This window comes from Bradyrhizobium sp. CCGUVB4N (assembly GCF_024199945.1).
Lineage (GTDB): Bacteria > Pseudomonadota > Alphaproteobacteria > Rhizobiales > Xanthobacteraceae > Bradyrhizobium.
In genome coordinates, this window is record NZ_JANADP010000001.1 from 1,050,796 (window position 1) to 1,075,119 (window position 24,324).

Below are 24,324 nucleotides of genomic sequence, written 5' to 3' on the forward strand. Positions count from 1 at the left end.
GGAAAGATTGCCTTGTTGGTATGGCCCCCAACCTTCAATGCGTTGTCAGCAAAGGATCGCTCCGCAATGTCCATGCCTGCTCTGTTCAAGGGACGCCTGTCGATCCCCGTGATCGGTTCGCCGCTCTTCATCATCTCGGTGCCCGACCTCGTGATCGCGCAGTGCAAGGCCGGTGTGGTCGGCTCTTTCCCGTCGCTGAACGCGCGGCCGCCGGAATTGCTCGACGAATGGCTGGCGCGGATCACCGAGGAACTCGCCGCCTACGACCGCGCCCATCCCGACAAGCCGTCGGCGCCGTTTGCGGTCAACCAGATCGTGCACAAGTCGAACAACCGGCTCGACCACGACATGCAGCTCTGCGCCAAGTACAAGGTGCCGATGATCATCTCCTCGCTCGGCGCGCGCGAGGAGCTCAATCAAGCCGTTCACGGCTGGGGCGGCATCGTCTTCCACGACGTGATCAATCAGAAGTTCGCCCACAAGGCGATCGAGAAGGGCGCCGACGGCCTGATCCTGGTTGCGGCCGGCGCCGGCGGCCATGCCGGCACCATCTCGCCGCTCGCCTTCGTTGCCGAAACCCGCAAGTGGTTTGACGGTCCGATCGCGCTGTCGGGCGCCATCGGCAACGGCAAGGCGATCCGTGCCGCGCGCATCCTCGGTGCCGACTTCGCCTATATCGGCTCGGCCTTCATCGCCACCAAGGAAGCCAACGCGGTCGAGAAGTACAAGGAGATGATCGCGGGCTCGACGGCCGACGACATCGTCTATTCCAACCTCTTCACCGGCGTGCACGGCAATTACCTGAAGCCGTCGATCCTCGCCGCCGGCATGGATCCGGAAAACCTGCCGACATCCGATCCCTCCAAGATGAACTTCGGCACCGACGCCTCCGGCGAGCGCGCCAAGCCGAAGGCCTGGAAGGAAATCTGGGGCTCCGGCCAGGGCATCGGCAGCGTCGAGGGCATCTTGCCCGCCGCCGATCTGATCGCGCGCTTGAAGAAGGAATACGACGAGGCGGTCGATCCGCCGTTGTGATGGCTGTCGCAATGCCCGCCATCTACCGTGTCGACGGCAGCAGCGTCGTCACCAGCCCCGATGCCGCCGGTCCGTGGGACCGGCGCATGCAGCACGGCTCGGCGCCATCGGCGTTGGTGACGTGGGCGGCGGAGCGGATCCCGACGCCCGTGCCGATGCATATCGCGCGCGTCACCATCGATCTGATGCGCCCGGTGCCGGTGGCGCCGCTCGCGATCGAGAGCAAAGTGTTGCGCGAGGGCCGCAAGATCCAGCTCTGCGAGATCAAGCTGCTTGCCGACGGCGTGCAGGTCGTCGGCGCCACCGTGCTCAAGATCAAGCAGCAGTCACAGCCGCTGCCCGACGACGTCAGGGAGTTGCCGGTCACGCTGCCGTCGCCGGAGGACTCGCTGGTCGAGGACGGCCACGGTGCGACCAGTCCGTTCGCGGGAATGATGTCGATGCGCGCCGCGCGCGGCCGCTTCGGCCAGGCCGGTGCCGGCGCGATCTGGTTTCGCCTCGACCATCCGCTGGTCGAAGGCGAGGCGGTTTCGCAGGCGATGCGCGCCGTGGTCGCCGCCGATTTCTCCAACGGCACCGCTTCGACGCTCGACTTCCGCACCTGGACCTACATCAACGCCGACCTCTCGGTGAGCCTGGCGCGTCAGCCGGTCGGCGACTGGATCCTGCTCGACGGCGAATCCTGGATCGGCCCTGACGGCGCCGGCCTTGCGATGTCGCGGCTCGCTGACCGCCAAGGCTATTTTGGCCGCGCGGTGCAGAGTTTGGTGATCGAGAAGCGTTGAGCGTTGCGGCATGCGCCGCGGTTGCTGCGTGGGCCGATTGAACGGCAGGCTTCCGCCGCCGCGGAAGGGATGCATGGCCGTGCTGGACCAGGGCATCCTGCCAGTTCACACTCCGTAGAAGATCTTGATCTCCCACAGCACCACGACGATAGCCGTGATCAACGTGATCGCGGCGACTGCACTTTCCAGGGAAGCGACTCTCATTGCTTACTCCGCTTCCCAGCCCCATTAGCGGTCTATTTGATTCCCTGATTCGCCTGCAATCGGGCGGTCGCCACGGGCACGTACTCCGTCACGCATTGTGGTGCCGCGGCCACAACGGCTCCGTAGAATCCCGGATGGGAGCGCTGATCATTCCCGCCATTTCGCGGGATACGTGTATTCCGAACCCGTCGCTGCAATCAGGAAGATTACCCGACCATCCGGTCGCGCCCGCTCCAGAAGCCGGCGCGCAGCACCTTCTTGTCGACCTTGCCGACTCCGGTCATCGGCAGCTGCTTGACGAACTGGATCTGTTTCGGCGCATGCGCGGAACCCTTTCGCGTCCGCACCAGATTGATCAGCTCGTCCGGATCGGGCTTGGCGCCCTCGCGCGGCACGACGATGGCCGTGACCGCTTCGCCCCATTTTTCGTCCGGCACGCCGACCACGGCGACCATCGCGACATCGGCGTGTTGCGACAGCACGTCCTCCACCTCGCGCGGAAAGATGTTGAAGCCGCCGGTGACGATCATGTCCTTCTTGCGATCGAGAATGAACATGTAGCCGCGCTCGTCCTGGCGCGCGATGTCGCCGGTGTGGACCCAGCCGTTCTTCAACGTCTCCGCGGTGATGTCAGGCCGCTTCCAGTACTCAGCCATCACATGCGGCGCGCGCACGCAGATCTCGCCGGCTTCACCCGTCTGCACCTCCTGATCGTCGTCGAGGATTTTGACCTCGCACGCTGCAATCGGGAAACCGCAGGACAGGAATAATTCCGGCGTCCTGGGATCGTGATCCTTCTTCCGCAATACCGAGACCGGATAGCATTCGGTCTGGCCGTAGAGCTGCGAGAACACCGGCCCGATACGCTCGATGCCTTCGACCAGCCGGCTCGGCGACATCGCCGACGCGCCGTAGAGCACGAGCTCGAGCGAGGAGAGATCGGTCTTGTCAAGCGCGGGATGATCGAGCAGCACATAGATCATGGTCGGCACGAACAGCGTGAAGTTGATGCGCTCGCGCGCGATCGTTGCCAGCACGGCCTCGGGATCGAAGCCTTTCAGCATGTGCACGGTGCCGCCGCGCATCAGCGTCGGCAGCACCTTTGTGCCGGCGACGTGGCTGATCGGGGCGACGGTGAGATAGCGCGCGGCGTCGGGGATCTCGAAATCGGCGAGGATGGCGCCGGCTGCACCGGCGTTCTCGCGATGATAACGCAGCGCGCCCTTGGATTTTCCTGTCGTGCCGCCGGTGTAGTTGAGCGTGGAGAGATCATCGAGATTTGCGAGGCACCGCGCGCCGGCCTGTCCCGCGCCCTCGATCGCGTGCAAGAGGTCGACGCCGTAGTCGGCCGGCCCCATCGTGAAGACCGCCTTGAGGCGGGTTGCCTTCGTAGCGAGCTCGCCGCCGCGATCACGGAAGGCGGCCACATCGACCACCAGCACGTCCGCTTCGGAATCTTCGAGCTGAAACAACTGGTCGCTCTCCGATCCCAGCGGATGCAGCCAGGTCGTGCAGCATCGCGACAATTGCGCGGCGACGCCGGCGCACCAGGTGTCGGCGCGGTTCGCGGTGAGGAAGGCGACGCGGGCGCCGGGCTGCAAGCCGAGCCGCATGAATAAGCCCTGGATGCGTCCGATCAGATCGAGCGTGCCTTGATAGCTCAGCGATCCGCCGGGCCATGCGAACGCCGTGCGGCCGGGATAGCGCGCCAACGCCCGTAGCGTCTGCGCACAAGTCGGTGACGATGCGTGGAGCGGATCGGACATATGTTTCCTCGTTGCTTTGTCATCGGCTTGTGTCGTGCCAATGTTTGCGCGCAAGGCTAGCACAGCGAATGCGGGATGGAACGACAAAGCCCGCGCGGGAGATTTGCGTGACATCCGATCGACTTCAACGTTTTCGCGATCGTCTCGGCCTCCCCTTGATCGCGGCGCCGATGTTTCTGGTGTCGGGCGTCGAACTGATGGTCGCGGCCTGCCGCAACGGCGTGATCGGTAGCTTCCCCACCGTGAATTGCCGCAGCACGGAACAGCTCGACGACTGGCTCACCGAGATCGCGACGCGGTTGCGTGCACACGAGGACCAGACTGGCCGCAAGGCTGCGCCGCTCTGTCCGAACTTGATCGTGCATCGCTCCAACGCGCGGCTGGAGCAGGATCTTGCCGTGCTGCTCGAGCACCGGCCCGAGATCGTCATCACATCGGTCGGCTCGCCGGCGCCGGTGTTGAAGCCGTTGCATGATGCGGGTGCATTGGTACTGGCGGACGTTGCCTCGATCCGCCACGCCGAACGCGCGGCGGCTGAAGGCGCCGATGGATTGGTGCTGCTCACCGCGGGCGCGGGCGGGCAGACCGGCTGGCTCAACCCGTTCGCCTTCGTCCGCGCGGTGCGCGCGTTCTACGACGGCATCATCGTGCTCGCCGGCGGCATCGGCGACGGCCACGCGCTGCACGCGGCCGAGGTGCTCGGCTGCGATCTCGGCTACATGGGCACGAAGTTCATCGCGACGCGCGAGAGCATGGCGGACGAACGCCACAAGCAGATGCTGGTCGAGAGCAGCGCCGACGACATTCTGCTGACCACCGCCTTCACGGGCCTGCAGACCAGCATGCTGAAGCCGTCGATCGTCGCGGCCGGGCTCGATCCTGATGATCTCCCGGCGCGCGGCGCCATCGACATCGGCAAGGACATCGACGTCAGCGCGCGCGAGAACCGCCCCAAACGCTGGCGCGACATCTGGAGCGGCGGGCACTCGACGTCCGGTGTCACCGAGGTGGTGGCTGTCGACGATCTCGTTGCCCGGACGGCCGCCGAATACCGTGAGGCGACGGGGCGATAGCGTTCCGCGCCGCCCAGCACGGTTAATCCCGCATGGCTCCGCAAGCCCGCACTTAACGGCAGATTAACCATCGCCCGCCAAGAATCCCCCTCACGGCCGCCAATCAGGACGAGAGGGACAGGCGATGGATTTCGATTTTCTCAACAGCAAGACAGCCGCAACGCTGGACGAGATCCGCGTCCGCGTCGCGCATGCTCTGGCTCGCCACCCGCTCTGCCGCAATGTCCGCTTCGACATCGTCAGCGTTCCCCGCACCCGCCGGGGCGGCAATTGGACGGTGACGCTGCAATCGGTCGAGCCCCGCGCCGTCTGGGAGGCCTCGGAGATCGTCGCCGACATCCAGGATGCCTACGATCTGGCTGCAGCTGCCTGATTTCATTCGGCTTTTTGGCCTCGTCGCCGCAGGCTTGGTGATTGTCGCCGCAAAGGCACACTCAAGCCTTATTTCGTGCCCTTTTGCCGGGCACCGTTGACAACATCGTGAAGCGGTTCTTCCGGAGAGACGTTTGTCCAGAGCCATCACCCTCATTGTGCTGACCTGTTTCCTCGTCCTCGGCGCCGCCACCACTGCCATCCTCGGGCGCGACAGCGTGCCCAGCGTCAGTGCCGAGATGATCACCCAGGCCCCGCCGAAGCCGCTCGCCGCCAATCGCGCCGCCAAGGCCGACCGGCTGGTTCCGACGCTGGCGTTGGCCTCGGCCGCGATTGATCCGGTGCAGGTTCCCGCCGACCGGCTGTCCCAGGCCCCCGTGCTGACCGAGCCGCTGCGCCAGGCCTTTGCCGCGGCAACCCCGTCCGATTTCCCGATGCCCAAATCGGGTTCATCCGCGAGCGTGAACGAGGCGCCCGCTCCTGCGGAAACCACCGCCGCCATCGAGGCTGCGCCGAAGCCGAAGCCCGTTGCGAAGCCGCAGCCGCAAAAGACCTATTCGCTGCTCTCCGAGGTGCAGATCGCCGGCATCAGGGATCGGCTGAAGCTGTCGTCGTCGCAGGAATATTACTGGCCCTCGGTCGAGTCGGCGCTGCGCAACGTCGTCCGCAAGATCTCGGCGAACAAGCTCTCCAATCCGAACGGCCCGAACGTGCAGATCGATCCGAACTGCGACGAGGTTCAGCAGTTGAAGTCGGCCGCAATGCCGCTGCTGTTCCAGCTGCGCGACGACCAGAAGGAAGAAGTGCGCAAGCTCGCCCGCATCATCGGGCTCGAGAAGGTCGCGCAGCAGATCTGAAGCTCGGGTTCCTCAGAGGAACCGCGCGCTCATCAGGAACATCCGGTAATCGACAGGCGTTGCCCGCTCCAAACAGGGAGTGGGCCAAATGCGCGCCTCGACAGCCTATTTCGTCGGTGCCGGATCGATCGTCGCCGCTATCGCCATTGGTCTCGGCGGCGGCATCGTCGCCGGCAATATCATGCATCCGATCGCGCCCAAGCAGGGCCCGGACACGAGCAAGATGGAACGGCGCGCGGAAGCCGCCAAGCCGGCCACGACGAGCGCGCGGTCGGAGCGCGTGCAATATCTCACGGGATCGCAATCCTTCGGCGCGATGATCGCGGCGCCCGCACAGGCGCAGGGTGAAGCCAGGCCTGAAGTTAAGCCTGAAACCAAGCCCGATGTGACAACCACCCAGGCAAGCGCTGAACCCGCGGCAGCGCCGCCTCCGCAGACAGCGGCCGCGGTCGAGCCGCCCAAACCGGCTCCGCCGCTTTCGCAAGCGACAAAACCCGTCGAGCAACAGGCTTCGACCGAGCCGGCATCCTCGCCTGACAACGCGTTTGCCAAGGCCAGGGAGTCTGACGTGAAGCGTGCTGCGTCCGAGCGGCGGCGTGCGGAGCGGCACGAACGCTGGGCCGAGCGTCGCCGTTACGACACGCGCGATGCACGCGGCGGACGAGATCAGACCGATTGGGATGATGTCGCGCGCAACGTTCGCGCGGATTCCGATAGCCGTGATGTCGTCGTCCGCCGTCCGCGCGGTGGCTTCGCGTTGTTCGGTCCGGATGACGACGACTAGCATCCGACCGGCATGTCGCCGCGCACGCGAACGTGAGCGGCGGTTCGTTCGAGGGCAGCGCTTGCCTTAATTTTCAACTTCCGGATGATCCCTGCGCAAGGCATGATCGACGCAGCCAGCCAGAGGCCGCGTCATGGGAGTAGCGCTGCTAGCTTGGGGACGCTTCTTCGGGCCGCACGGCGAGCGCGTGACCGTGCCGGCGCCGGTCGACGGGCGCGGCGCACCCTGGCTGCTCGATTTCCTCGCCACGCATGTCCGCGCGCTGCGCGATGTCGGCTTCACCGCGATCCAGTTGCCGCCGACGTCGAAGGCGCAAGGCGGAGCGGGGCCCGGCTGTGACGGCTATGGCGTGTTCGATCCCCGCGATATCGGCAGCAAGAGCCAGCAAGGCTCGGTCGCCACGCGCTACGGCCCCAAAGCTTCGCTGACGCGTCTGGTCGCCGTCGCGCATGCCTGCGATATCGACGTCTATCTCGATCTCGTTCTGCATCAACGCAGCGGCGAGAATGGCGGTCCCGGCGTATTCCGCTATCTCGGCGCGGACGGGCAGACGCTGAACGGACGGCACACCACTTCGCCCTCATGGTTTCGCGGCGTGCCGCCGGACGATCTGCCCGATGATGACGTGCCGAGCCCGCCCAACGATTTTCCGTTCGGTCGCGAGCTGTCCTACCAGCGCTGCCGCCCGCCGCGCGTCACGATCGAGGATGCGCTCGACTTCGGCGAATGGGTGTTCCGCACCACCGGCGCGGACGGCGCGCGCTTCGACGACGTCAAGGGCACCTGGGCGCCGTTCGTGCGCGAGTTCATGACGCACGGCGTGATGGCGTCGAAGTTTTTCTATTCGGAGTATTTTGACGGCAATCGCGCCATCCTCAACGGCTGGGCGACGCAGCCGCCGCTCAATGGCCGATCTCTCGTCGCCGACTTCCCGATGCATTGGGCGTTGCAATCCGCCTGCGATGGCGGCAATGCGCGCGTGCTTGATGGCGCCGGCTATACCAGCTGGCGTCCCGATCTCTCCTGCACCTTCGTCGACAATCCCGATACCGACACCTCGCCGGGCCAGCAGGTCATCAGCAACAAGCTGCTCGCCTATGCCTTCCTGCTGTCGATCGAGGGCTACCCGTTCGTCTACGGCAAGGACTACTTCCCGCCCGGCGTCTGGCCCGGCGCCTACGGGCTGAAGCCATGGATCGATAATCTGGTCTGGATCCACGAGCATCTCGCCAATGGGCCGACCAGCGGCCGCTTTCTGGATGACAAGGTGATCGTGCTCAATCGTACCGGTGCACCCGGCCTGCTGACCGCGCTGAATTTCGACACCATGAATGCGCGTACGATCAGCTGCCAGACCGCGTTCGGAGCCAATGTCCAACTGCATGACTATAGCGGCCATCATGACGATATCCGCACTGACGGAAACGGCGTCGCGACTTTCACGATCCCGAGCAACGCTTTCAGCAAGGGACAGAGCTATCTGTGCTTCTCGCGTGCCGGCCTGAATGTCGCGTCGATCAGGCATCCCCGTCACACCACGCAAACGATCTTCGGCGCCGCCGATCTCGACACGCTGCCGGCCACCAATGCCGAGACCGAGACCGCACGGATCTGGGTGGAGCAGGGTAGCAAGATCGCCCTCAGGGTCAGCCTCGATCGCCACGGCGTGCCGCCAGATGGCTCGCTCAAGGTCACCGTCAGCGATGCGCACGGGCACGGCGTGGTCGAGGCTGTGTGCAGCGGCGATCATGTCCGCGCGGAGGGAACGGCCGACGCGACCGGCGAGCATCATATTCGCGTCGCGGGCCGGCAATTGCCGGAGCACGGCGCGGCGTTTTCGATCGACGTCACCTACCTTGCTCCACAAATCGTTTGAGAGGATTGCCATGTCATTGCATTTGTTGTGGACGTCCGCCGACAGCCTGATTGCCGCCTTCGCGCTGTCCTTCGTTGTGCCGGGGCGGCATGCGCTGCCGCTCGCATTGATGTTCGGCCTGTGCGACGGGCTCGGCTCGGCGCTCGGCGTCGGCATGCCGCTTGCGGGTGGGCTTGCCGCGATGCTGCTGATGGCGTGGGGCGCGGCGCTTCTCGTTGGCCTGCCCATCGCGCAACGCCTGTCGAACGCGCCGGGCTGGCTCTACGTCCTGCCGCCGCTGCTGGCGATCGACAATGTCGTGTCGCGTGCGGGCGACGCGCCGGTCCTTGCAGCGCTGTCGAGCGCGATCATGGCCGGGCTCGGCTTTGCCTGCGGAGCCGTCGTGCTGAACGGGTGCCGCGCAGGCTTGCGCAATGCGCGGCCGCTGGCTGCGGCCTGCCTGATTGCGGCCGGAAGCCTGCTTGCGTGGGGAGCCTGACCATGGCCGGCTCCGTTACGACCCGCGGCTATGACCTCGCCAGAACCGGCGCGAATAATGCAGAGACCGTGCTGACGGCGACCGCCGTCCGCACCAAAGGCATCGTCAAGCTCTTCAGCATTCCCATTCCCGACGATCCCCGGCTCGAGGCGCAGCCGCTGGCCGTCGGTGGCGTGCACACGGTCGATGGCAAGACCCGCGACCTGATCTTCCAGGCCACCATGGGCAACTGGGTCTACGCTTTCGATGCGGCGACCGGTGAAAAAATCTGGGCGACGAATCTCGGCCGTCCCATCGTCGGAACGCCTGCCATCGACGGCCACATGACCAATGTCGATTGGGGAATCCTCTCGACCCCCGTGATCGACGAAGCGGCCGGCATTCTCTACGCCTGCGCCTGGATCAGCGACGATGGCAGCGTGGCCAGGGCCCAGCATTTTCTTGCAGCGCTTCGGATCCGCGACGGCTCGAAGGTGCATGACAAGCTGTTGAACCTGGAAGGCGCGGTCTACACCCCGCCGGGTGGCCTGCCCGTGCAGAAATTCGTCTCGATCCAGCGCAAACAACGCAGCGCACTGACGCTGACGCAGAACCACGTGCTGATCCCTTTCGGCACGGTCAGGGAGACCTCGGCCGCGGCGCGGGGCTGGCTGATCGCGGTCGACGTCCATGCCTGGCATATTGCGGCTGCATGGTGCTCCACCGTGACCGGCTCCGGCGGCGGGCTGTGGCAGAGCGGGGCCGGCCCCGCCATTGCCCCCGACGGTTCGATCTATGTCATCACCGGCAACGGCGCGTTCTCGCCGCAGCAGGGCGATTTCGGCGAGAGCGTGGTGCGGCTGGCCTTGCACACCGGACCTCTCGCGCATTTCGAGGTGCTGTCGTGGTGGACGCCGTGGACGGATGCCAACCGTGTCGGCGCCGCGGCTGCGGCGCTGCTCGACGACGACGATGACGATGCGCACGCGCTGCCGTCGAACGTCTCGCTGACCGCGGTGATCGGCCACGCCAAGCGGATGGGAATGGCGCTCACGCCGCTTCATGCGCGCGAGTTGGCGCATGTCGCGGTGACGTCCGGGCCCGACCCGATGGATGCGCAGATCGCGCCGGCCGTGGCGCATCACTTGGCGGCGATGAAGGAATCGGCGTGGAGCGACCAGGATTTCGGTTCGGGAGGACCGGTCTATGTCGGATCGGCCCACGCCGTGCTCGCGGCTGGCAAGGACGGCATTCTCTATACCGGTAACGCCGCGGCGCTCGGCGACACCCAGCCGGGCGATCTTCAGGCTGGTCACTTCGCCGCCAACTATGCCAAGCTCAAGATGCCGCCGATCCTCTATACATTCTTCGATCCCGCCGTGCCGCCGGCGCCGGCCTCGCCGATGCAATTGAATCTGTATCCGGGCGGCGCGACGCGGCATCTGCATGGCACGCCGCTGCTGTTCTCGTCCACGACGCATGGCGTGATGCATATCGTCGGCGGCGAGAACAGCGCGCTGCGGGCCTGGTCGATCGCGGCCGACGGGACCTCGACCTATCTCGCCGGATCGAACGAGATCGCGTCGCCGCAATCGCCGCGTCCATCGGGCGGCATGCCCGGCTGGAGCATCACGCTCGCCGCCAACAACGGGGCTGACGCCATCGTCGTGGCGATGGTCCCCTACAAGGACAGCAACATGATGCTCAGCCCCGGTCGCTTCCTGGTCTATGACGCGCAGAATTTCGCGACCAATCCGGACGGCTCGCAACGGCTCCAGGTGATCTGGGACAGCGAGAACTGGGGCCCAGAGCACGCCTTCATGCATCCCAAGTTCAATCGTCCGATCGTCTGGAAGGGCCGCATCTATCGCCCGACCTATAATGGACAGCTCGACGTTTATGGACTGACGAACTAGGGCGGCTCGATCCGCGCGTCCGAAATCGTAGGGTGGGCAAAGGCGCAAGGCGCCGTGCCCACCAATGGAAGGGGCGGGCACGCTGTCGCTTTGCCCACCCTACGATTTCGCTCATGTGGAAAGATCGCGCTTCAGCCGCCGTGCGACTCCACCACCTTGCGGCAGCTGTCCGAAAGCTTGGCCTTGTTCTCGCGCAGGCAGGCGTTCATCTGCGGCGGCTTGCCGATATGCTCGGCGCAGAATTTGCCCGCGTCGCTGCGGCAGGCCATCTGCTCCTGCGGCGTGGGGCCGGATTGCGCCGTGGCGGGAACGATGGCTGCGGCGAGCAGCAAGGCTGCGAGTACCGAAATCTTCATGAGGCATCTCCTCGGGAATGTCGTTGTCGGCTTGGGATCAAGCGGCCGGACCATCTCGCGGAGATCCATGGCCGGTCCATGCCATGTTCATGGCATCGGCGCGGCGGCTTGCGCATCGCACCCCCATCTTCATGGCATGTCTTGGCGCATCGTCTTTTGCCATTGAGGCTGCACGTCGGCTGCAAGACCCGGTGATTGCATCGGGCGCCGAACGGGAAGCAGGAGAGCAAGATGTCGAAAATGGGAGCGCTGAGCGCCGGGCTGACGATGATGATGCTGGCGGGTGCGGCGATGGTGTCGCTGGGCACGAGCCCGGCGCAGGCGGTGGTTTACTGCAAGACGGTCGGCGTGCCCAAGGGGTGCGTGGTGCGGCCGGTCGGAGCGGTGGTGATTGCGCCAGGCGCACCGGTTGCAGCCGCGGCCGTGGCCACGCCCGGCGTCGGTGCGCCCGGTGTCGGCGTCCGCGCCGGCACGCCCATGAATCGTGGCGGTCCGGTCAATCGTGTCGGCGTGCGCTGAGCCTCCTTCCTCACCTCGCCCCGCAAGCGGGGCGAGGGAGAAGAATGACTTCAGCCCGTGGCCGCGTCGCTGTCGGGAAAGACCTGCGGCAATTGCAGCTGCACCCGCGTGCCCGAGGCATCCGTGCTCAGATCGAGCACTGCGCCGCAGCGCGTGGCGCGGTTTCGCATGTTGCGCAGGCCGCGTGCGCTCTGGCTCGCGCCCGCGGCTTCGCAATCGTCACCAAGCACAAAGCCGCGACCGTCGTCGGCGACGCTGATCACGCCGTACGGTCCCTGGCCGTCGTCGCGCGTCTCGATGGCAACGGCGATGTGGCGCGCAGCCGCGTGCTTGACCGCATTGGTCACGGCCTCGTCCAGGATGCGCACGATCTGGATGACGTGCCAGGGCCGCAGTTCGGGATGCAGCGGCAGGCCCTGCGGCGTCGCCACGCGCCAGTCGAGCGCGATGTCGTGCGGCCGCAACTGCATCGCCGCGCGCTCGCGCCAGGAGCCGAGTGCGAGCATGAGGTCGCCGCCGATGTCGTCCATGGAATCGATGACGAGGCGGAGATCCTTCAGCGCGGCGCGCGCCGCATCGGTGATGGTCGCACCCTCCTGCCCGCGTTCGGAGAGCGCGACGATGCTGATCAACTGGCCGCCGAGGCCGTCATGCAAATCGCGCATCAGCCGCGTGCGCTCGTTGGCGAGGGCTGCGGCCCGCGCGCGGGCCTCCTCGCGGGCAAAACTTGCCTTCAGCCGCTCCTCGGCCTCGCGCACGCGCGCGACCAGCTGGCCGGCAAAGCTGTCGACCTGGTTGAGCGCCCGGGCGAAGCGCCAGGTCAGCCCGGCGCCGATCGCAATCAGCAGCGCCGAATAGGACAGCCGCGAGACAAAGGTGCGCTCGTTGGGCATGATCTCGAACACCGAGAGCATATCGTGGACCCAGCAGGTCAGCACGATGGTGGCCGCGCAGCCGAGCGCGAAGCTGGCCACGTCCTTGCGCTTGAGCACGGCGTAGGCCGCGATGCCGGCCATCAGGACCAGGCAGAACCCGACCGTCGGGATGCCCAAAAGCAGGAAAAGAATGCGCGGCAGCGGCGGACCCGCGATGAGGCCGCCGGCGATCACGATGGCGCCCGGCACGAACAGCAGCGCGCCGTAGCGCGGCCAGCGCCAGCCGAGGAAGAGCACGGCCGACACCACGATCAGCGCGCTCTCGATCGGTGCGGACGAGAGCAGCACGCCGGCGAGCCGGGACGAGGTGGCCGGCGGCACCGGCGGCGTCAGGAAGGCCTGCACCACGCCGAGCACCATCGCCACCGCCAGCACGCCATAGACCGGCTCGTGGCGCCGCATCAGCCACATGATGGCGAGGATGACGGCCAGGATCGACTGCCAGGCCGAGAACACCACGGGCAGCGTGACGAACAGCAGCGTGCGCGTCTCGTAGGCCGGGCGCAAGGCGGCATCCGGGCCGACATAGACGGTGTCGAGAAACCCGCGCAGCGGTCCCCATACGAACAGCCGGATAGTGATGTCGTTGCTGCCGTCGTGCAGCAGCGATGGCGGGATCACCGCAATCTCGGGTGTGTTGCGGTCAGGCCGGTTGGCGGTGGGATCGCGCCGAGAGTCCAGGATCGCGACGCCGTTGACGGCGATCTCCGCGCCGTTGCTGAAGCGCGGCAGGAACACCGACCAGGTCGTACCGGCGGCATCGGGCTTGAAGATGAATTTGCCCGAATAGAGCGGCGGATCGGCGAGCGAATAACGCGACGCCGTGAAATGCGGCAGCGTCACGGGCCGCGTCGTGCCGGCCTCGTGCAATGAGAATTCGCCCACCGCAAAATCGTCGGGATCGTGCGGCTCCAGCAGCCGCAGCCCGAGCATGGTGGCAAGCACGATCAGCGCCTGGAGCAGCAGATACGGCACAATGCGCGCGAGCCGCAGCCTATGCCGCGAGACCACGGCCTTCGCGGCAATCTCGCTCACAGCTTGATCAGGCCCTGCTGGACCGCTTCGAACACGGCTTCGCTGCGCGTGTGCACCTCGAGCTTGCGGTAGATGTTCTTGATGTGGCCGGGCACGGTCTGCCGGGACAGGCCGAGATGGCTCGCGATCTCGGCATAGCTGAAGCCCTTGGCAATGCCCCAGAGGATGTCGATCTCGCGCGGCGTGAGTTTTGCGGTGTTGAGCACGGGCCCCGGCGGGGGCTCGGCGGAGTTTTGCGTTCGCCGCACGATGAAGCGCGCGATCGAGGCCGAGATCGGCGAATGCCCGGCGACCAGATCGCGCACGGTGGTGGCGATGTCGGTCGGGAAGGCGTCCTTGAGCAGATAGCCGGTGGCGCCGACGGTGATGGCGGAGATCACGCTTTCCTCGTCGCCCAGCGCCGAGATCACCATGATCTCGGTGTCCGGAAAGCGCCGCCTGGTCTCGCGGATCAGCTCGACACCATGGCCGTCGGGCAACCGCAGATCGGTCAGCAGAACGCGCGGTGCGCCGCCAGCAAGCGCGCCGCGGGCCTCGCCGAGCGAGCCGGCGGTGCGCACCTCGTATCCGGCCTTCACCAGCGCGTCCTGAAGACGCCAGCAGGTCGGTGCGTCGTCTTCGACGAGGAGGATGGTGATGGCCTCACCGGTCTCGCCCTGGTCCGTCATGATCATGGTCCCGGCCGCGTGTCCCCCGCAGCGCGCGAGCCAAGCTTAGCCGCGGCGCCACCTGCGCGACACCCATAATCATGGGGGCGGGGGCGCTGGCAACCGCTGGAGCCGGATCGTCGCCGTTCCGCTGTTGTTTTTGTAGAACTGGACGCGCCGGCCCTGGACCGGCAGGAGCCAGCGCGGCGCGTGCCGCGTGGAGATGAATCGCGGGAAGAGCTGGACGGCGTCGTTGACGTAGAAGAACAATTCGCCGGCCTCGGGCGCCTCGAATTCCGCGACGAACAGCTCGGACAAGCCCTGCTTGCGCCAGAGCGCACGTGCCGCCGGCAGCGCCGCTTCCGGGATCGGCTCGAAATCCCCGAACGGCTTCCAGACACGATTCAATTCGCTGCCCGCTGTCTTGAACTCAGCGGAGTCCTCGACATGGATCGGGTAGTTGTTCTTGCTGTCGTCGTCATAGGCCGGCACCGTCGCGTTGACGCGCCGCGGCAGATCGCTCGCCGGCACTCCGTTGATGGCCTGCAGCGGCAGATCGTATGATCCGCGCGCGCCGATCCGCACGACCGGCTGGAACCAGTTCGCGCCCTGAAGCCGCAGGATCGGAACGGCCATGCGATGGGTCAGATCCGGCGGGGTCGTGAATCCGTTCACGCCGGTCATGATGGTGCGGTCGAACCACGGATCGGCCATCTCTATCCAGACGCGGTATTTGCGGCCCTTCTCGACCGCGAGGCGGCTTGGCCAGCAGAAATGGCTGACGTCGAACAATTCGCCGTCGCGCGCCGTCACCGGCGTGTCGCCTATGGCACGCGTCGAGGCGCTGCTCTTGCAGAAGTCGCCGACGCCCGCGCGCCAGTCGAGATAGCCGCGCGACAGCAACAGCACAGCGGAGCCGAAAATGGCGATCAGGAAAATGCCCGGCATCAGCACGTTGGTGAAAGCCATGCGCACCGGCCAGGCGTGCAGTCGCATCCAGCGGCCGATCGCGAGCAGCCAGCCGGATTTGCTGACCCGCTTTCGCGAGGCCATCCGGTCGGGCCGGTACCAGGCCAGGCGCGCGCGTTCCTGGATGCTGTCGCGCAGCGCCGCATTCCTGTTCCACGCGATCAGGATGATGATGACGAGGACCGTGGTGACGAAGGGATAATACAGCGCGATCGCAAGCCATGGTGCCGCGTAGGACGGCAGCACGCTCGCGAGCAGATCGGCGAACGGCTTGACGACCGTGCTCGTGCCGTTGTCGATCGCCGTGATCACTTTGAGCAGGGTGGTATCCTCAAGCCCGTGCTCCTTGGTCGACCCTACGACGGAGCGCGCGATCCACGGCCATGCGACCAGGACGCCGAGCGCGATCAGCAGCGAGAAATAGGCGAAGCGGCGCCACCACACGGTGTCGAGAACCTGACGCGCCATCTCGGGATTCGGCGGGCTCATTGCCATGAAGGCGTCGGCTTCGGCCGCCCTGTGGCCATCGCCTTCTCGTTTCGCGTAGGCGGACCTCATGGCCTTGCGCGTTTCGTCCCGCGTCAGCGGCAGCACCTGTCCATCCGGCAGCAGCACCCTCGCATTGGCCGGAAGCATCAGCGGCGCATAATTGTCGCAGCCGTGCAGCATGCGCTCGACCACGCCGAAGTGCACCACCGGCGGTCCGCCATCTTCCACGCGGTCGTGGATCGGCCGCGGACCGTAGCGGTACAGCACGCCGGCGCCGCTGCGCGAATCGTGGATCGGCCCGATCGCCGACTGATATTGGCGGAAGTGCTCGATCGTGCCGTCCTGGAAGCGGAGCTGGTCGCCGAGTTGCTCGGCCATCCACACCAGGGGCACGAAGGACAGCGTGGATTCCGGATAGCCGCCGCCGATGTCGGAATGGACGCCGGCGAACCACACCTCCTTGACGATCTGTCCCTCGGCAAGGCCGGCCTGGTCGATGCGCAGCGGATGGAAGGTGGTACGTTCGTCGTCGAGCGCGAGCGCATGACAGGCGTGCTTCACCTTGCCGGAGAGCCGGTAGTTTCGGAACGAGATCGGCCAGATCGCCCAATCGATCGCGACACGGAGCTCCTCGATCGGCACCCCGAACGCCTCGACCGTGTCGAACAGTCCGAGGAATTCGATTTGGACCTCCTTGCGGCCGTCCATGGCCTCGCGAACCTCCGCATAGGAGCGCTGCCGAAAGACGAGTTGATAGAGATAGATCAGCACGTCGCGGATCCAGCGCACGATCCAGATCGTCGGCAGGCTGTAATAGCCGACCGATTGCTTGCGATACGCCCGCCACGCGGCCATCGTGTTGCGCTGCATCTCCGCATGCGACACGGCGACCTTGTCGATGACGGCCGGCACCAGCCCCTGGCTCGCGATCAGCGCCGCCAGCGTGCGCGCGGTGAAGGCGCCGCGGCTGAAGCCGAAGATGTAGATCTCGTCGCCCTCGCGCCAGTTCCAGCACAGGAAGCGATAGAGCTTGCGGACGTTGGCGGGCACGCCGATGCCGGTGGCACCGTCGAGGGCGGCGAGCGGCGCCCAGCCGGCGGTGCCGACACCCTTGATGTAGTAGGCGATCTGGTCGGGCTTGGTATGGTCGAGCGCCTCGTAGAGGCGCCAGACGCTGGATTCCTGGGTGGTGAAGGCGTTGCCGGTGCCATCGGCGAACAGCACCAGCTTGCGGGGCGCACGCGCATCGGCCGCATTCGCCGTGGCATTGGAATCTTCGTGCGTTTGGTCCGGCCTTGCGGGACCGCCATGCAGCGCCCTGTCGTGGTGCGTCATGGGCTCCTCCGAAAATCCAGTTGGGATGCTTAAACCTGCCCGGGCGGCATCCTTCAAAATTCAATCAGTGGTTTTGTCGTGAATGAATGGATGTATTTCGCCCATAATCGCGCTGAGGTAGCAAGGACGATTGCGCCGTTTCGCTGCGGCTGTCTATGATCTCCGCCACAATCGGCAAAAGAAATGCCCGGGCAAGCCCGGGCATGACTCTCATCCGCGAAGCGGTGGTGTGGTCGGCTCTTACCTGCCGTTGCCGCGGCAGGCACCGCCGGGTCCGATATGGTAGCCGCGCGGGCAGGCATGCGCGGCGGGGTTGGCGAAATTGCGCAGGCAGCCGCCATAGGGGCCACGGTGCCAGCCGGCGCCGCAGCCGCCGGCGACCGCGATGACATCGCCATTGCCTTGTGCGCCGAACGGCGCCAGCGGCATGGCCTGGGCCGAGCTGACGATTGCGCCGAGCGCGAGCGCCGCGGCAAACACGGTTCGTATCATGCGTCTTGCTCCCTGATGTCTGCGGTCAGTGGGTGGCTGCGAAAGCGATGCCGGCGCGTACTTCGGTGATCGCCTGGTCGATCAGCCCCAGCGCCCGTTCGCGATGACCGCCCTTGTTGGGCTCGGCCTTGACCAGCTCGGCGCGGGCCGATTGCAGGATCGCCACCGCCTCGTCCATGTGCGGTTGCGCGCCGAGCGCGTAGCCGATGCAGAGGCTGGTTGCGATGGCGCCGCCGAGCACGAGGCTGCGGGGTAGAGAGGTTCGCATGTCGTTGTCTCCTCCAGCGGGCGTCAGGCTGGGGCCGCCCGGTTGCCCGGACGCGATTCGCGTGTGGCGGGATGTCGTATCCGCTGCCTGAATAGGATGGTGGCGTGCGGCCCGTCTTGGACTGTCCGGCGCCCGAGGCCTTGCCGCTTGGACTGACCGGCGCAGCTTGAATCGGGTGACGGTACTGGTAGCCTATGACCGTCGGCCTTCAGCGCGGGTTCATCCGCGGCTTGCAAGGCTCAATCGTTTTCTGCGCGATTTTTTCCGAAAAAGCTTTTCCCGGAAGTCCTTGTCGATGTCCGTCATCAGGAAGTCGCTCTCGACCGCGATGCTGCCGCAGGATCTGTCCGACCGGCAGCGCTTCATCCGTTTCGCCGAGCTGTTCGAGCATTTTTCCAACACCGGCGAGCTCGATCCGGCCTCCGACGTGCCGTTTCGCGCCGCCATGAACTCGATCCATATCGGCACCACCATGCTCGGCCGCTGCGACGGCAGCTTCGTCACGGTGCGCCGGGAAAAGCGCCAGGTGATCGAGACCGGCGATGACCGCTTCTGCCTCGCGCGCAACACCGGCGATCTCTCCTCGCAGGTGATCCATCGCGGCCGCGAATTCACCATGCGGCCGGGATCGATGGTGTTGTTGAAGCTCGACGAGCCGTTCTTCGCCGCAGACGGCGCGAGCCAGAAGCGTTTCACCAACGTGCATCTGCCGGTCGATTCACTGCGCGCGATGGTCGCCGACGTCGACGACCTCGTTGGCTGCGAGCTTGAGCCCGGCGGCGCGCTGTCGCTGGTGATGGACTACAGCGATCTGCTGCTTCGTCATCCCTCGGCCGCCGACGAGGCCGGCATGGCGATCGCGTCGCATTTGCTCGATCTCGCCGCGATCGGCCTGGGCGCCCGCAGCGACGTTGCGGCTGCGGCACGGCGCCGGGGCCTGCGCGCGGTACGGCTGAAGGCCGTGCAGTCGATTCTCGAGGCGCGCTTCCACGAGCCGGATTTCTCCGCTCAAAAGCTCGCCACGGCCGCCGGTCTCTCCGAGCGCTATGTCAACGAGCTCTTGTTCGAAGCGGGCGCGAGCTTCACCACCCGGCTGACCGAGTTGCGCCTGCGCAAGGCGGCCGACCTGCTCGCCCATCGCGAGGGGCGCATCAGCGACATCGCGTTCGCCTGCGGCTTCAATGATCTGTCGTATTTCAATCGCTGTTTTCGCCGCAGGTTCGGCCTGACCCCGACCGCGGCGCGGGGCAAGTGAGGCGCGCCTAAGGCGTCTCCACCCTCGGCGGCGGATATCGGCGCGCCAGCATCGACAGCGGCAGGCGCCGCTCGTCCAGCGGCAGCTCCAGCCAGGCCAGCACCAGCGGCCGCTTCCAGTCGCCGACACCGAACTCCATGTCGACCCATTTCTGCGGCTCGGGCCCATCGAGGCCGCGGACCCAGACGAAATAGCGGGGCGGATCGTCGGCGCCGGTGTCCGTCGTCGGTCTCCTGGCCATCACTTGCTCACCGTCTCGACACGCATTATCGCAAGGATATAGGTAGCGGCGCGGCAAAGTCGAACGCGGGCCCCGCGGATTTTGCGAAACCACGAAGCGGCCGGACGCCTGGGTCCAGAGCACATGAACGAAACCGTGATCGATGCTTGGGATGATGCGTCGCAGGTGATGACGCGGCTGGCGGGCCGCTGGTCGTTCGACCGGGTCATCGCAGGTCAAGGGAGCATGCAGGGTCTCGCGACCTTCACGCCATTGGACGCGGAGCGCCTCGCCTATCGCGAGCAGGGACGCTTGAGGCTCCAGAACGGCACCGAGCTTGAAGCGGAGCGGGAGTACGTCTTCCGCAAGTGCGACCGCGGATTCGAAGTCTTCTTCAAGGAGACGCCGCCACGGCTATTCCACGCGATTGAGCTTGCTGCATCCGATGGTGGCGCTCTGAACGGAAGCGCCGGCCATCTGTGCAATCTCGACAATTATCAGTCGACCTACACCTTCCTGGCCGATGGTGGCTTTGTCATTCGTCACGTCGTGTCGGGTCCGCGCAAGGACTACACGATGATCACGACCTACACGCGGGCCGCGTGAGGCTCGGGGATCGCGACAATGACGCTTTCGTCGAAGCGACTGCGGATTGCCGGAGCGTCGTGCGCCACGGACGGCTAGCGCTTCGGCTTGCGAAGCACCATCCTGCCTTTTGAAGTCATGCCATCCCAGCTGGCGGACCAGCTGACTTCCGGGGCAGAGGACTTTTGATCCCAGGCCCCCTGCAGCGCAAACAGGCCGCCTTGGGGATCGACGCATCGCAGGATCCAGCAATCATCCGGCAACTCGATCGGCCCCTGGAGAATCCGGCCTCCGCCGGCATGGACCCGCCTGGCCGCCGCGCCGACGTCGTCGACATTGAAGTAGTGCAGCCAGCACGCGTGCGGCACGCTCGGAAGTTTGGTGAGCATGCCGCCGACCGTCCGTCCAGCCGCCGAGAACAATTCATACACGCTCGCCGGATCGTTTTCGGGAGAGGCCTGTTGCCAGCCAAGCAGCTCTCCGTAAAACGCAAAGATCGTGCTCCGATCCGCGGCAAGCAGCTCGTGCCAGCCCACTCGTCCGGGTTCATCCGATCCGCCCGGTTGCGATCGGCCATATGTCAATCCTGTGACCAGCGCAAACGTCGCTCCTTGCGGATCGGCGACTACCGCAATGCGGCCGATGTTGCTGTCTGTCGGTGAGACCAGGATCGCGCCTCCAAGCAGGCGGATGTGAGCGGCCTTCGCATCAACGTCATCGACGGCAACGTAGCCGAGCCATCTCGGCGTTGCCCCCATGCGCACTCCCTCTTCCGGAAGCGCCATAAGTCCGGCGACCGGAGCGTCACCCGCGTTCAGCAGCGTGTAGGCCAGTTCCGCGGTGGACGCATCCTTCGTGGTCCAGCCAACGATCTCGGCGTAAAAAGCAGCGGCCGACCGCCTGTCTGTCGTCAGCAGCTCATACCAGACGAAACCTCCGACCCGATCGATCAAATTGTCTGCTCCGTTCGGGCGGGCAGGCGATTGCGCACTGCATCATGCGCCATGGTCCGGCATGCTCGACGCAAAATTGCCGCGATGTCGTTCATGAAGATTACAAAGCAGCCTCTCGACATCTTGTCGATGCGCAATTCTTGCTCGCTTTGGTTGCTCGGCGTAGGATGCCCTGAGGAAATCATTCTCATTCTTCCCGGATTTGGAGGATGCGGCCATGCGGCGAACGAAGCAAGCTTCGAAAAAAGTTCGGATGACCAAAGCTGCAGTGCCGGCCCTCGGAGTAGCCGGGCTGACTTTTTCGCTGGCAGGCAGCGCATATGCGACAGCCGCAGTTCCGGCAGGCGACGCGCCGCAAAGGCTGAACGTCATGCCTGGCCAGTTTACCCAGCTCAGCGAGGAAGAACTCGCCGATGTCAGCCTTGCCACTTTCCATCTCGCCAGCGATGAGAAAACCTTGAGCGGCATCCTGCTCGCGCGGGGATGCGGTGGCTGTCGTGGCTGCGGCGGTTGTCGCGGCTGCGGTGGTTGCAGAGGCTGCGCGGGCTGCAGAGCCTGCCGCTGCGGCGTCGGTTGTGGCGTTGGCATTGGCTGTGCCGTTGTTGCGCCGATCGCATGCACCGGGTGCTGCGCATCGTGGGGCCGCTGCCGCTGGTGCTAGGCGTTGGCGCTCCCTGACGGGACATCGACAGGTCGCGATTTCATTGGCCGGGCTCGCAAGGACCCGGCCACTTTGCTGCGTGCGTCAGGGCGTTCGCGTCATGCGGTCCGTCCGCTTGCCGATGGCGAGCGAGTATGTTCCAACTCATGCAGAGAAGGTCGGTGCCCGCGCGAAGCGTTCGTCGCGTGACGGCAATCGGAAATGACGGGAACAGGATCAGCGTGCTGCCCCGATGACAGTCGAGCGAAAGAGCCGCACCGCGAAGCAAACCCGCAAGGACATTTTGCGATTCGCGCCAAACTTCACCGCCTATCTGCTTCCTCCCAACGCGGTCTGTCTCTATTCCGAGGCCCGCAAGTTCTTTTTGCACGGCGACCTCTATTGTGAGTTGGCGCGTGCGATCGGAAAGAACGGCAAGGCTGCGTCCGAGCTCATCCGTGAGCTATCGAAGCGTTTTCCCGTTGCCGAGATCGAAGAGGCGATCAGGCGATTGCTGGAGCGCCGATACGTCGTCAGCGGAGCATCGCATGGCGGCGTCGTTGACGGATATTGGGCAAGCCTCGGCCTGCCCCCCGACATCGCGGAAGAGAATCTCCGCAACTGGCCGGTGCGGGTGGAATCGATCGATGTCAAAGGCGCGGGCGAGCTAAGCGCGGCTTTGAGCAAGCTTGGGGTTCAGATCGCCAAGCGATCGCCCCGGCTCGTCGTCACACTCGTGAACGACTATCTCGATCGGCAACTCTCCGAGGTGAACGAGAAGCGCGTGGCTGACGGGGCGCCCTGGCTGCTGGTGCAGCCATCAGGCGTGTTTCCGCTGGTGGGGCCCGTGTTCAAGCCGGGCGAGAGCGCCTGCTGGACTTGCCTGCACGATCGCATGATCCGCAATCGCGAGATCAAGGGATTCCTCGACCGCGGAGCCGCGCAGGCCGTCGCCGTGTCGCCGCTCGTCAGCGGCACCGTCGGACAGACCGCGATCCACTTTGCCGCGGTTGAAATCGCCAAGGCGATCGCCTCCGGATTTCGCACCGATCTCAGCGATCACATCGCAAGCTTCGACCTGACCGGGGCTGTCATCGCCAAGCACTACGTCGCGAAGCGTCCGCAATGTTCGGCCTGCGGCAGCAAGAAGCTCCGGAATCCACGACGAGCGGCGGTGCCGATCGAGATCGCCGAAGGCAGAAAGCTCGTCATGACCAGCGGTGGGTACCGCACCGTGACGTCGCGCGCCACGGTGGCGAGATTTCGCAAACACGTCAGTCCGCTGACCGGCGTGGTGTCGCGGCTCGAGCGGATCGAAGCCGATCTGCCGATGAACACCAATTTCTTCGCGCACCACAATTTCTCCGCGCCGGCCTGGAACGTCGACCAGCTCAGGTCCGGCCTGAGCGGGGGCAGCTTTGGCAAGGGGTCCACGGCCGAGCAGGGCGAGGCCAGCGCGCTGATGGAGGCGATCGAGCGCTACTCGGGCATTTTCCAGGGTGACGAGATCAGGGCGACGCGCCGCTTTGCCGATTTCGCGCCCGGTGATGCGCTTCTTCCCAACGACGTCCAGTTCTTCAGCGATGCGCAGTTTCAAAACAGGCATGTCCCGCTGCCTGACGATTCGCATCCGGTTCCCGAGCCGTTCGATCCCGCGAGCAGGACCGAATGGTCGCCGGTTTGGTCGCTGCGCGACAAGCGCTTCAAATATCTCCCGACCGGCCTGCTGTATTTCTTCTATGGCGGCTTCCACACCGATTCCAACGGATGCGCGGCCGGCAACACCCGCGAAGAGGCCATTGTCCAAGGCTTCCTCGAACTGGTCGAACGCGATGCCTATGCGATCTGGTGGTACAACCGCGTGCAGCGCGCCGAGCTTGATTTGACGCAGTTCGAGGATTCCTACGTGCGGGATCTTCAGCGTCAGTTTGCCGATGCGGGGCGGCGGCTCTGGGTGCTCGACATCACCAGCGATCTCGGCATTCCTTCTTACGTCGCGATCATGCACTGGATGCAGAATGGGCACGAGAATATCGAGTTCGGATCCGGTTCGCATTTCGATCGCCGCATCGCGCTGTTGCGTTCCCTCACCGAGCTGACCCAGTTCATGTCGATAGGCATGATGAGCGGTGGAAGCGGCGAGAAGCCGTCCCTCGACGGTGTTACGCCGCTGCGGCTGGACGATTATCCGTTCCTGATCCCCAGCGACAATCCCGTTCTGCCGCCTGCCCCCGGCCTCGAGGTCCATGACAATACCCGCCACCAGGTCAACGCCTGCGTCGAGATCGCAACGCGTGCAGGTTACGACTTCCTCGTGCTCGACCAGACGCGGCCCGATGTCGAGGTCCCCGTCGTCAGGGTGCTCGTTCCGGGCCTGCGGCATTTCTATCGCCGCTTTGGGCCAGGCCGGCTTTACGATGTGCCGGTCAAGCTGGGGCTGCTGGATCGTCCGCGGCTGGAAAGCGAACTGACTCCGTTCCTGCCACACACCTGAGGGCTGG

23 protein-coding genes are annotated in these 24,324 nt (G+C 65.5%); 13 read left to right on the plus strand and 10 right to left on the minus strand.

Translation table 11 applies throughout. The features are described 5' to 3' along the window. Positions 1–66 precede the first annotated feature (66 nt). Together NLM31_RS04980 and NLM31_RS04985 are read left to right on the plus strand one after the other, a co-directional pair. The gene (locus NLM31_RS04980) at positions 67–1,035 is read left to right on the plus strand and encodes a nitronate monooxygenase family protein (protein ID WP_254191649.1); all 969 of its coding nucleotides are present in this window, start codon (positions 67–69) and stop codon (positions 1,033–1,035) included. A gap of 11 nt (positions 1,036–1,046) precedes the next feature. Next, a complete protein-coding gene (locus NLM31_RS04985) occupies positions 1,047–1,820 on the plus strand; it encodes a thioesterase family protein (RefSeq protein ID WP_254191650.1) in 774 nt (257 codons plus the stop codon). 410 nt (positions 1,821–2,230) lie between these two features. On the opposite strand, the gene NLM31_RS04990 is transcribed toward NLM31_RS04985, so the two are convergent. After that, entirely contained in the window at positions 2,231–3,790 is a 1,560-nt protein-coding gene (locus NLM31_RS04990; RefSeq protein ID WP_254191651.1) for an AMP-binding protein, read from the minus strand. Between the two features lie 107 nt (positions 3,791–3,897). Between NLM31_RS04990 and NLM31_RS04995 the strand changes: the two genes are divergently transcribed. The 7 genes from NLM31_RS04995 to NLM31_RS05025 all read left to right on the plus strand — a co-directional run bounded on the left by NLM31_RS04995 (position 3,898) and on the right by NLM31_RS05025 (position 11,125). Beyond that, positions 3,898–4,863: a nitronate monooxygenase family protein gene (locus NLM31_RS04995; protein ID WP_254128195.1), complete on the plus strand. Its 966-nt coding sequence runs from the start codon at positions 3,898–3,900 to the stop codon at positions 4,861–4,863. 124 nt (positions 4,864–4,987) lie between these two features. After that, on the plus strand, positions 4,988–5,236 hold the full coding sequence (locus tag NLM31_RS05000; RefSeq protein WP_194479426.1) for a hypothetical protein: 249 nt from the start codon (positions 4,988–4,990) through the stop codon (positions 5,234–5,236). Positions 5,237–5,369: 133 nt separating this feature from the next. Continuing rightward, the gene (locus NLM31_RS05005) at positions 5,370–6,092 is read left to right on the plus strand and encodes a hypothetical protein (protein WP_254191652.1); all 723 of its coding nucleotides are present in this window, start codon (positions 5,370–5,372) and stop codon (positions 6,090–6,092) included. Between the two features lie 88 nt (positions 6,093–6,180). Then, positions 6,181–6,876, plus strand: a complete 696-nt coding sequence (locus NLM31_RS05010; protein WP_254191653.1) for a hypothetical protein — start codon at positions 6,181–6,183, stop codon at positions 6,874–6,876. A 133-nt stretch (positions 6,877–7,009) separates the two neighbouring features. After that, complete coding sequence (locus tag NLM31_RS05015; protein ID WP_254191654.1) at positions 7,010–8,752, plus strand: hypothetical protein; 1,743 nt, start codon at positions 7,010–7,012, stop codon at positions 8,750–8,752. A 10-nt stretch (positions 8,753–8,762) separates the two neighbouring features. Further along, positions 8,763–9,230, plus strand: a complete 468-nt coding sequence (locus tag NLM31_RS05020; protein WP_254191655.1) for a hypothetical protein — start codon at positions 8,763–8,765, stop codon at positions 9,228–9,230. 2 nt (positions 9,231–9,232) lie between these two features. Continuing rightward, complete coding sequence (locus tag NLM31_RS05025; RefSeq protein WP_254191656.1) at positions 9,233–11,125, plus strand: PQQ-binding-like beta-propeller repeat protein; 1,893 nt, start codon at positions 9,233–9,235, stop codon at positions 11,123–11,125. A gap of 131 nt (positions 11,126–11,256) precedes the next feature. Here NLM31_RS05025 and NLM31_RS05030 read toward each other — a convergent pair whose 3' ends face one another. Then, positions 11,257–11,481 carry a cysteine rich repeat-containing protein gene (locus NLM31_RS05030; RefSeq protein WP_254128201.1) on the minus strand — a complete coding sequence of 75 codons (225 nt, stop codon included), beginning with the start codon at positions 11,479–11,481 and terminating at the stop codon, positions 11,257–11,259. Between the two features lie 231 nt (positions 11,482–11,712). On the opposite strand from NLM31_RS05030, the gene NLM31_RS05035 reads away from it, so the two are divergent. Beyond that, a complete protein-coding gene (locus NLM31_RS05035; RefSeq protein ID WP_254191657.1) occupies positions 11,713–12,000 on the plus strand; it encodes a hypothetical protein in 288 nt (95 codons plus the stop codon). A gap of 50 nt (positions 12,001–12,050) precedes the next feature. Here the strand turns inward: NLM31_RS05035 and NLM31_RS05040 are convergent, their stop codons facing one another. The 5 genes from NLM31_RS05040 to NLM31_RS05060 all read right to left on the minus strand — a co-directional run bounded on the left by NLM31_RS05040 (position 12,051) and on the right by NLM31_RS05060 (position 18,170). Beyond that, entirely contained in the window at positions 12,051–13,970 is a 1,920-nt protein-coding gene (locus tag NLM31_RS05040; RefSeq protein ID WP_254191658.1) for an ATP-binding protein, read from the minus strand. Further along, positions 13,967–14,638, minus strand: a complete 672-nt coding sequence (locus NLM31_RS05045; RefSeq protein ID WP_254128204.1) for a response regulator transcription factor — start codon at positions 14,636–14,638, stop codon at positions 13,967–13,969. Before NLM31_RS05045 ends, NLM31_RS05040 begins: the two co-directional genes overlap by 4 nt. Before the next feature lie 78 nt (positions 14,639–14,716). Next, positions 14,717–17,410 (minus strand): DUF2235 domain-containing protein, encoded by a 2,694-nt coding sequence (locus tag NLM31_RS05050; RefSeq protein ID WP_254191659.1) that lies wholly within the window; start codon positions 17,408–17,410, stop codon positions 14,717–14,719. Between the two features lie 240 nt (positions 17,411–17,650). Beyond that, positions 17,651–17,902, minus strand: coding sequence for a GCG_CRPN prefix-to-repeats domain-containing protein (locus NLM31_RS05055; protein ID WP_254128206.1), 252 nt, complete (start codon positions 17,900–17,902; stop codon positions 17,651–17,653). 25 nt (positions 17,903–17,927) lie between these two features. Continuing rightward, a complete protein-coding gene (locus tag NLM31_RS05060; protein WP_148755338.1) occupies positions 17,928–18,170 on the minus strand; it encodes a hypothetical protein in 243 nt (80 codons plus the stop codon). 295 nt (positions 18,171–18,465) lie between these two features. Between NLM31_RS05060 and NLM31_RS05065 the strand changes: the two genes are divergently transcribed. Next, positions 18,466–19,425: an AraC family transcriptional regulator gene (locus NLM31_RS05065; protein ID WP_254191660.1), complete on the plus strand. Its 960-nt coding sequence runs from the start codon at positions 18,466–18,468 to the stop codon at positions 19,423–19,425. Between the two features lie 7 nt (positions 19,426–19,432). Here NLM31_RS05065 and NLM31_RS05070 read toward each other — a convergent pair whose 3' ends face one another. Continuing rightward, positions 19,433–19,666, minus strand: coding sequence for a hypothetical protein (locus NLM31_RS05070; RefSeq protein WP_254128208.1), 234 nt, complete (start codon positions 19,664–19,666; stop codon positions 19,433–19,435). Positions 19,667–19,789: 123 nt separating this feature from the next. On the opposite strand from NLM31_RS05070, the gene NLM31_RS05075 reads away from it, so the two are divergent. Then, the gene (locus tag NLM31_RS05075; protein WP_254128209.1) at positions 19,790–20,251 is read left to right on the plus strand and encodes a DUF6314 family protein; all 462 of its coding nucleotides are present in this window, start codon (positions 19,790–19,792) and stop codon (positions 20,249–20,251) included. A gap of 74 nt (positions 20,252–20,325) precedes the next feature. Here NLM31_RS05075 and NLM31_RS05080 read toward each other — a convergent pair whose 3' ends face one another. Together NLM31_RS05080 and NLM31_RS05085 are read right to left on the minus strand one after the other, a co-directional pair. Continuing rightward, on the minus strand, positions 20,326–21,183 hold the full coding sequence (locus NLM31_RS05080; protein WP_254128210.1) for a VOC family protein: 858 nt from the start codon (positions 21,181–21,183) through the stop codon (positions 20,326–20,328). A 42-nt stretch (positions 21,184–21,225) separates the two neighbouring features. Then, positions 21,226–21,651: a hypothetical protein gene (locus NLM31_RS05085; RefSeq protein ID WP_254128211.1), complete on the minus strand. Its 426-nt coding sequence runs from the start codon at positions 21,649–21,651 to the stop codon at positions 21,226–21,228. 425 nt (positions 21,652–22,076) lie between these two features. On the opposite strand from NLM31_RS05085, the gene NLM31_RS05090 reads away from it, so the two are divergent. After that, positions 22,077–24,317 (plus strand): TOMM precursor leader peptide-binding protein, encoded by a 2,241-nt coding sequence (locus tag NLM31_RS05090; RefSeq protein ID WP_254128212.1) that lies wholly within the window; start codon positions 22,077–22,079, stop codon positions 24,315–24,317. Positions 24,318–24,324 lie beyond the last annotated feature (7 nt).